Source organism: Stenotrophomonas sp. PA-6-5C, from assembly GCF_021605635.1.
In the GTDB taxonomy this organism is placed as follows: Bacteria; Pseudomonadota; Gammaproteobacteria; order Xanthomonadales; family Xanthomonadaceae; genus Stenotrophomonas; species Stenotrophomonas lactitubi.
In genome coordinates this window covers 22,099-29,539 of sequence record NZ_WKEE01000062.1, presented here as the reverse complement: position 1 = coordinate 29,539, position 7,441 = coordinate 22,099, and the positions used below count along the sequence as shown (strand labels likewise).

Below are 7,441 nucleotides of genomic sequence, written 5' to 3'. Positions count from 1 at the left end.
CCACTGGACCCACCCCGCCATCCCACGGAATGCCCGCTTTTGACGTTGCTGTTGCCGTCGCTTGAAGCCTCTGCAGGTGCCGGGCGCAGCCCGGCCGCGCATCGCTCAACAGGCAGCCGGCGCCCGGAACAGGTACCCTATGCCGCCATCAGACAACCGAATCGCCATGACCGACGCCATCGTCGCTCCGCAGTGGGCCTCGCGCCTGCGCGACATCGCTGACTTCCCCAAGCCGGGCATCCTGTTCAAGGACATCATGCCGCTGCTCGCGCACAGCGAGGACTTCCGTGGCGCGATCGCAGCGATGTCCGATCGCTGGCGCGGGCAGAAGCTGGACGCGGTGGTCGGCATCGAATCGCGTGGCTTCATCCTGGGCGCTGCCATGGCACTGGAACTGGGCGTCGGCTTCGTGCCGGTGCGCAAGCCGGGCAAGCTGCCGGGCAAGGTGCTGCGCGAGGAATACACCCTGGAATACCGCAGCGACTGCATCGAAGTGCATGCCGACGCGCTGCCGGCCGGCGCGCGCGTAGCGATCATCGACGACGTGCTGGCAACCGGCGGCACGCTGGTGGCTGCGTTGTCGCTGGTGCGCCGCCTGGGCGTGGACGTGGTCGGCGCCGGCGTGCTGGTCGAGTTGGACGGCCTGGGTGGCCGTGGCCGCTGGGAAGCGGATCTGCCGCTGCACACCGAACTGGTGTTCTGATTCCGGTAGTTGCCAACCAAGGTTGGCCACTACCAGGTCATGTCGCTGCCAACCGCGATTGGCAGCGCTCCTGCAATCACATCATCCGCACGCGGAACCGTCGGCCCTTGATCTTGCCGGCTTCCAGCTTCGCCACCGCCTTGTTGACCTGCTCGCGGGCGATCGCCACGTAGGAGCGGGTAGGGAAGATCGCGATCTTGCCGATGAACTTGGCCGACAGGCCGGCATCGCCGGTGAGTGCGCCGAGGATGTCGCCCGCGCGCAGCTTGTCGGTCTTGCCGCCATCGATACGCAGGGTACGCATCGCCGCCTGCGGCAGCTCGGCCGGGCGCGACGTCGCCAGCGGCGTCTTCTGCCAATCCAGCGGCTCGCCGCGTTGTGCTTCGATGGCGTCGGCGCGGTTCTTTTCGCGGCCTGCCACCAGGCTGATCGCCAGGCCACTGGCGCCGGCACGGCCGGTACGGCCGACACGGTGCTGGTAGCTCTCGACGTCGGTCGGCAGCTCGTAGTTGATCACCGCGGCCAGCTCTTCCACATCCAGCCCGCGTGCGGCGACGTCGCTGGCAACCAGCACGTTGCAGCTGCGGTTGGCCAGGCGCAGCAGCACTTCCTCACGGTCGCGCTGCTCCATGTCGCCATGCAGGGCGAGCGCGGAGAACCCGAACTGCTGCAGCGAGTTGGCCACTTCGTCCACGTCCTTGCGGGTGTTGCAGAACACCACGGCCGATTCGGGCGTGTACTTCAGCAGCAGGCCGGCCAGTGCCTTCTGCCGGTGCGCCGGTTCGACCTCGCAGAACAGATGACGGATGGCCGGCGCCTGATCGGCGCCTTCCACGGTCACTTCCACGGCATCGCGCAGCAGGTCGCGGGCCATGGCGCGGATGGTGTCGGGGAACGTGGCCGAGAACAGCAGGCTCTGGCGATCGCGGTGGGTACGGCCGGCGATCTCACGGATCGGTTCCTCGAAGCCCATGTCGAGCATGCGGTCCGCTTCGTCCAGCACCAGCGTGCGCACGGCGCCCAGATTCAGTGCGCGCTTGCGCGCCAGTTCCTGCACGCGGCCGGGCGTGCCGACCACCACGTGCGGATCATGGCTTTCCAGCGATGCCAGCTGCGGGCCGAGCGGCGTGCCGCCGGTCAGCAGCAGCAGCTTCAGGTTGGGGATGCCGGTGGCCAGCTTGCGGATCTGCTTGGCCACTTGATCGGCCAGCTCGCGGGTGGGGCACAGCACCAGTGCCTGCACGCGGATCAGGCTGGGGTCGATGGACTGCAGCAGGCCCAGGCCGAAGGCCGCGGTCTTGCCGCTGCCAGTCGGGGCTTGGGCGATGACATCGCGGCCATCGAGGATGGCGGGCAGGCTCTGCGCCTGGATCGGCGTGAGGGTGGTGTAGCCGAGGGCATCCAGGCCGGGCTGCAGGGCCGGGCTCAGCGGCAGGGTCGAGAAATCAGTCATGGCGCATTGTACCTGTGCGCGCGCCCGGTCCCGCCGCCGTTCACGATTGAGGGGCGCCCGGTAGCGGCCGACCTTGGTCGGCACCTTGGCCGAGCGTCCCCTCAGGCCAGCCCGAGGGCCACCAGCCGATCAGCCATCGCCTGCAACTGCTCCGGGGTGGCCGCCTTTCCCGCAGCCCTGGGCTCCAGCAGCAACTGGTGGAACCACGGGTTGGCGTGCTGCGTGTCGAAATGGAACGCACAGCTGGCCTGCTCGCCCATCACCGCCTGCACGATCCCGATCAGCGTATCTTCGGCTTCGTCGACGTTGCCCGGCCCATAGCGATCATCCAGCAGGCGCAACGGGATCGGCAGCAGGGTGGAGGAGGCGGGCATGCCTCAAGTCTAACGATCCACATTGGACACGAGCAGAAGAAGACTCAGGCCGCGTCAACATGGAACTGGATCAGGCCGCAGTGCAGGCACTCGAACGTGTAGAAGCCGATATCTGCACCGGGTGCGTAGTCGCTGGCCAGCTCCGACCAAAGCGCTTCGTCGGCGTCATTGGTCGTGCACCACGCCGCGACGGTCGCTGCCGAGGCCTGACGCACCTGCTCCAAGGTGGCATCGCCGAGGAAGCGGCAGATATCGCTGCAATGTGCCAGCCATTTTTCCCCTTGAAAACTGACATAGCCTGGCGTGCGCAGGGACAGCTCTTCCAAAGCGGTTTCGGACACGCTTTCGTCGATGTCCAGGCTCCACGCAAATGCGATATCCAGCGCCGACGCTGCACGGCCATCGGCAATGCACCAAGGGCAGATCTGCTCCGAATAGTCTTCGCGCCCTGCGTGGATGGCATTGTGCAGGTACACGTATCCACGCGCTTGCTGGCAGACCCTGCAGGCAGTGGTGGACGGCCTCACGTTGCCCGTCGCGACCGGGTCCGGATGGTAGCGGAAGTCTGGAAAGTCATTGATGCTCATGGCGTCCATCCAGTGCAGCGCAGGGGACGTTCTTGTACGACCTGCGGATGGTTTCGGCAAGCTGGGAGGGTCGCTCAGCCCAGCACCGCCAGCACACCCTGATGGATCGCCAGGCCGCCGAACAGCAGCCAGCCGAACAGGATCAGCGCCAGCAGCAGCGGCTTCAGGCCGGCCTGGCGCAGGGCCGAGACGTGGGTGGTCAGGCCCAGTGCGGCCATCGCCATCGCCAGCAGCACCGTATCCAGCTGCACCAGTCCTGCCAGCAGCCCGGCCGGCAGCAGGTGCAGCGAATTGAGGCCGGCAACCGCCACGAAACCGAACGCGAACCACGGCACCACGATCCGGGCCTTGCCACCGTCCGCCGCCGCCTTGCCGCCACGCGCCAGCCACAGCGACAGCGCGATCAGGAACGGGGCCAGCAGCATCACCCGCACCATCTTGGTGATGACCGCGGTATCGGCGGCCGGCTCGCTCACCGCGCGTCCGGCGGCGACCACCTGCGCGACCTCGTGCACGGTCGCGCCGGTGAACAGGCCGTACTGCTGCGCGTCCATCGCCAGCCAGCCATGTGACTGCACCAGCGCGTACAGCGCGGGATACAGGAACATCGCCAACGTGCCGAACACCACCACCGTCGATACCGCCACTGTCACCTGCGCGGCACGCCCGCGTACCACCGGTTCGGCGGCCATGACGGCGGCCGCGCCGCAGATGGCACTGCCGGCGCCGATCAGCATGGCCGCCTCGCGCTCCATCTTGAACACCCGCACGCCCAACCAGCAGGCCAGGCCAAAGGTGCTCGCCACCACCAGCACATCCATCAGCACGCCGGCCACGCCGACGTGGCCGATGTCCTGGAAGGTCAGCCGCAGGCCGTACAGCACGATGCCGGCGCGCAGCAGCCAGTGCTTGGAGAAGCCGACGCCCGCCGCGCTGGCAGGGGCCAGTCGTGGATAGAACGTGTTGCCGACCACGATGCCAGCGACGATCGCCACGGTCAGCGCGCTCAGGCCGTGCGCCTGCAGCCAAGGCAGCTCGGCCAGATACAGCGAAGCGGCCGCGACCAGGCCGACCAGCAGCAGGCCGGGCAGCCGAGGTTGCCAGCGCTGGCGCAGGGCGGGCAGGGACCAGGAGGAGAGGGCAGGGGCGTTCATGGCAGTGGAAGGGTCTGGAGAGGCCATGCCAGCCTGCGCTCACGCCACTGACCTGTAAAACGAATAATATTGGTGAAAATTACCTATATCGCAGGTTGATTGTGCGCCTGACACTTCGCCAGCTGCAGGTCTTCGTCGCCATCGCCGATCACGGCAGCACCACGGCCGCCGGCCAGGCCATCGCCCTCTCACAATCGGCCAGCAGCGCCGCGCTGCAGGAACTGGAGGCGCATTTCGGCACGCCGCTGTTCGACCGTATCGGCCGCCGTCTGGCATTGAACGGCCACGGCCGGGCGTTGTTGGAACCTGCACGCGCACTGCTGGTCAATGCCGCCGATCTGGAGCGACAGTTGGCGGCGGGCGGTGACCCGGCCCAAGGCGCACCGCTGCGGCTGGTACTGGCGGCCAGTACCACCATCGGCAACTACCTGCTGCCGCCGCGTATCGCCGACCTGCTGCGGCAGGCGCCGCAGGCCGAGGTCGACCTGCGCATCGACAACAGCGCAGGCGTGGTGGCGGCCGTTCAACGATTGGACGTCGACGCCGGCCTGATCGAAGGCCCGTGCCACGAGCGCGGGCTGCAGGTGACTGCCTGGCAGCAGGACCCGTTGGTGATCGTGGCAGCGGCGGATGCACCCCCACGCTGGTCGCTGGAAGAACTGCGTAGTGCCCGTTGGCTGCTGCGCGAACCTGGCTCAGGCACCCGCGAAGCCGTTGAACAGGCGCTGCTGCCGCATCTGCGCGGGTTCGCGCAGGCGCTGCAGCTGGGCAATACCGAAGCCATCAAGCAAGCCGCCATCGCCGGCCTCGGCCTGGCCTGCCTGTCCCGCCACGCGCTGGAAGAGCCCCTGGCCCTGGGCCGCCTGCGCATCCTTGAAACGCCATTGCCCGCCCTGCAGCGCACGCTGTGGCTGGTACGCCACCCCGGCAAGCAATGGTTGCCGGGTTTGCAGGCGCTGTTGGGGAAGGTGGAGTAGTCCGCTGGTATCCAGTCGATTGCATCCATTGGAAGATCCTGCGGCGATCATCCACGCATGGCGTGGACCCACCCTGCCATCCCACAGGAAGCCAGCTTTTGACGTTGCTTTGGCTGCGGCCGTTGCCTCTGCGGGTGCCGGGTGCAACCCGGCCGACGCCCGCAACCCGCTACAATGGTCGGATGCCTCTGATTACTCTGCAAAACGTCGACTTCAGCGTCGGCGGCCCGCTGTTGCTGGAAAAAGCCGAACTGTCGATCGAGCCGGGCGAGCGTATCGCCCTGATCGGACGCAACGGCGCCGGCAAATCGACCCTGCTCAAGCTGCTGTCCGGCGACCACAAGCCCGATGACGGCGAAGTGCGCGTGCAGCAGGGCGTGCGCGTGACCCGCCTTGAGCAGGAGGTGCCGCACGGTGCCGCCGGCAGCGTGTTCGACGTCGTCGCCGATGGCCTGGGCGAACTGGGCCAATGGCTCGCCGAATTCCATCACCTCAGCCACGCCGAAGTATTCGATGGCGAAGCGCTGGGCAATGTGCAGGCGAAGATCGATGCCGCCAACGGCTGGGGCCTGGATCAGCGCGTCAGCGAGACCCTGACAAAGCTCGACCTCGATGGTGAAGCGGAGTTCGCGCGCCTGTCCGGCGGCATGAAGCGCCGCGTGCTGCTCGGCCGTGCGCTGGTCTCCAGCCCCGACCTGCTGCTGCTGGATGAACCGACCAACCACCTGGACATCGAAGCCATCGACTGGCTCGAAATGTTTCTCAAGAACTGGAACGGCAGCGTGGTGTTCGTCACCCATGACCGCCGCTTCCTGCGCGCGCTGGCCACCCGCATCGTCGAGATCGATCGCGGCCAGGTCACCAGCTGGCCGGGCGACTGGGCCAACTACGAGCGCCGTCGCGAAGAACGCCTCAATGCGCAGGCGCAGGAAAACGCACGGTTCGACAAGCTGCTGGCGCAGGAAGAAGTGTGGATCCGCCAGGGCATCAAGGCACGCCGCACCCGTGACGAAGGCCGCGTGCGCCGCCTGAAGGCGATGCGCAACGAGCGTTCCGCACGCCGCGACCTCAGTGGCAACGTCAAGATGGAAGCGGCCCAGGGCGTGAGCTCGGGCAAGAAGGTCATCGACATCAAGGACATCTCGTTCGCCTTCGGCGATCGCACGATGGTCCGCGATTTCTCCACCACCATTTTGCGCGGCGATCGCATCGGCCTGATCGGCCCCAACGGCAGTGGCAAGACCACGCTGCTGAAGCTGCTGCTGGGCGAACTGCAGCCGCAGAAGGGTGAAGTCAACGCCGGCACCAACCTGCAGGTTGCGTACTTCGACCAGTACCGTGCAGTGCTGCGCGAAGACTGGAGCGCGATCGAGAACGTGGCCGAAGGCCGCGATTTCCTCGAGTTCAATGGCAAGCGCAAGCATGTGCACGCCTATCTGCAGGACTTCATGTTCACCCCCGAGCGCGCGCGCGCGCCGATCACCCGCCTGTCCGGTGGCGAGCGCAACCGCCTGCTGCTGGCCAAGCTGTTCGCGCAGCCGTCCAACCTGCTGGTGATGGACGAACCGACCAACGACCTGGACGTGGAAACCCTGGAGCTGCTGGAAGAGCTGCTGGGCGAATACAACGGCACGTTGCTGCTGGTCAGCCATGATCGTGACTTCATCGACAACGTGGTGACCTCCACGCTGGTGATGGAAGGCGATGGCGTGATCGGTGAGTACGTGGGCGGCTACAGCGACTGGCAGCGTTACGCGGCCAGCGTGGCCGCAGCGCCTGCGGTGGTTGCCGCGGCCAAGCCGGTGGTTGCTGCCCCGGCGGCGGCTGCTGAACCGGCAACGCCCAAGCGCAAGCTCCCGTACAAGGAAGCGCGCGAGCTGGAACAGCTGCCGAAGACCATCGAAAAGCTGGAGGGCGATGTCGAAGGCCTGACCTCGGCAATGAACGATCCGTCGTTCTACACGCGCAGCAGTGCCGAAGTGACCGCGCACACCCAGCAGCTGGCCAAGGTGCAGGCCGAACTGGATGCCGCATACGCACGCTGGGAAGAGCTGGAAGGCTGAGGGCTGATCGGCGCCCGGGTGCGCCGATTGCTGTAGAGCCGAGCCCATGCTCGGCTCCTGGAAGCCAAAGCAGCCGAGCGCAGGCTCGGCTCTACAGAAGAACAGCGGAGCAGGGCGCGGCTACGGATGC

7 protein-coding genes are annotated in these 7,441 nt (G+C 66.9%); 3 read left to right on the top strand and 4 right to left on the bottom strand.

Translation table 11 applies throughout. The annotated features are described in order from the left end of the window. The first annotated feature begins 166 nt into the window (after positions 1-166). Positions 167-703, top strand: a complete 537-nt coding sequence (locus tag GIW57_RS20470; protein WP_236512554.1) for an adenine phosphoribosyltransferase — start codon at positions 167-169, stop codon at positions 701-703. 76 nt (positions 704-779) lie between these two features. On the opposite strand, the gene dbpA is transcribed toward GIW57_RS20470, so the two are convergent. From dbpA to GIW57_RS20450, 4 genes are all read right to left on the bottom strand, one after another. Then, entirely contained in the window at positions 780-2,156 is a 1,377-nt protein-coding gene (dbpA, locus tag GIW57_RS20465) for an ATP-dependent RNA helicase DbpA (protein WP_025875072.1), read from the bottom strand. Positions 2,157-2,257: 101 nt separating this feature from the next. Then, a complete protein-coding gene (locus GIW57_RS20460) occupies positions 2,258-2,530 on the bottom strand; it encodes a hypothetical protein (RefSeq protein ID WP_236512552.1) in 273 nt (90 codons plus the stop codon). 44 nt (positions 2,531-2,574) lie between these two features. Next, complete coding sequence (locus GIW57_RS20455) at positions 2,575-3,126, bottom strand: CbrC family protein (RefSeq protein WP_236512550.1); 552 nt, start codon at positions 3,124-3,126, stop codon at positions 2,575-2,577. Positions 3,127-3,191: 65 nt separating this feature from the next. Further along, on the bottom strand, positions 3,192-4,271 hold the full coding sequence (locus tag GIW57_RS20450) for a YeiH family protein (protein ID WP_100465058.1): 1,080 nt from the start codon (positions 4,269-4,271) through the stop codon (positions 3,192-3,194). Positions 4,272-4,372: 101 nt separating this feature from the next. On the opposite strand from GIW57_RS20450, the gene GIW57_RS20445 reads away from it, so the two are divergent. Together GIW57_RS20445 and GIW57_RS20440 are read left to right on the top strand one after the other, a co-directional pair. Next, positions 4,373-5,248 carry a LysR family transcriptional regulator gene (locus GIW57_RS20445; RefSeq protein ID WP_100465723.1) on the top strand — a complete coding sequence of 292 codons (876 nt, stop codon included), beginning with the start codon at positions 4,373-4,375 and terminating at the stop codon, positions 5,246-5,248. Positions 5,249-5,430: 182 nt separating this feature from the next. Next, positions 5,431-7,311, top strand: a complete 1,881-nt coding sequence (locus tag GIW57_RS20440; RefSeq protein ID WP_236512548.1) for an ATP-binding cassette domain-containing protein — start codon at positions 5,431-5,433, stop codon at positions 7,309-7,311. The last annotated feature ends 130 nt before the right edge of the window (positions 7,312-7,441 follow it).

Coding starts and splice junctions, on each gene's coding strand:
- GIW57_RS20470 (WP_236512554.1), top strand. CDS start 167: ATGACCGACGCCATCGTCGCTCCGCAGTGGGCCTCGCGCCTGCGCGAC.
- dbpA (WP_025875072.1), bottom strand. CDS start 2,156: ATGACTGATTTCTCGACCCTGCCGCTGAGCCCGGCCCTGCAGCCCGGC.
- GIW57_RS20460 (WP_236512552.1), bottom strand. CDS start 2,530: ATGCCCGCCTCCTCCACCCTGCTGCCGATCCCGTTGCGCCTGCTGGAT.
- GIW57_RS20455 (WP_236512550.1), bottom strand. CDS start 3,126: ATGGACGCCATGAGCATCAATGACTTTCCAGACTTCCGCTACCATCCG.
- GIW57_RS20450 (WP_100465058.1), bottom strand. CDS start 4,271: ATGAACGCCCCTGCCCTCTCCTCCTGGTCCCTGCCCGCCCTGCGCCAG.
- GIW57_RS20440 (WP_236512548.1), top strand. CDS start 5,431: ATGCCTCTGATTACTCTGCAAAACGTCGACTTCAGCGTCGGCGGCCCG.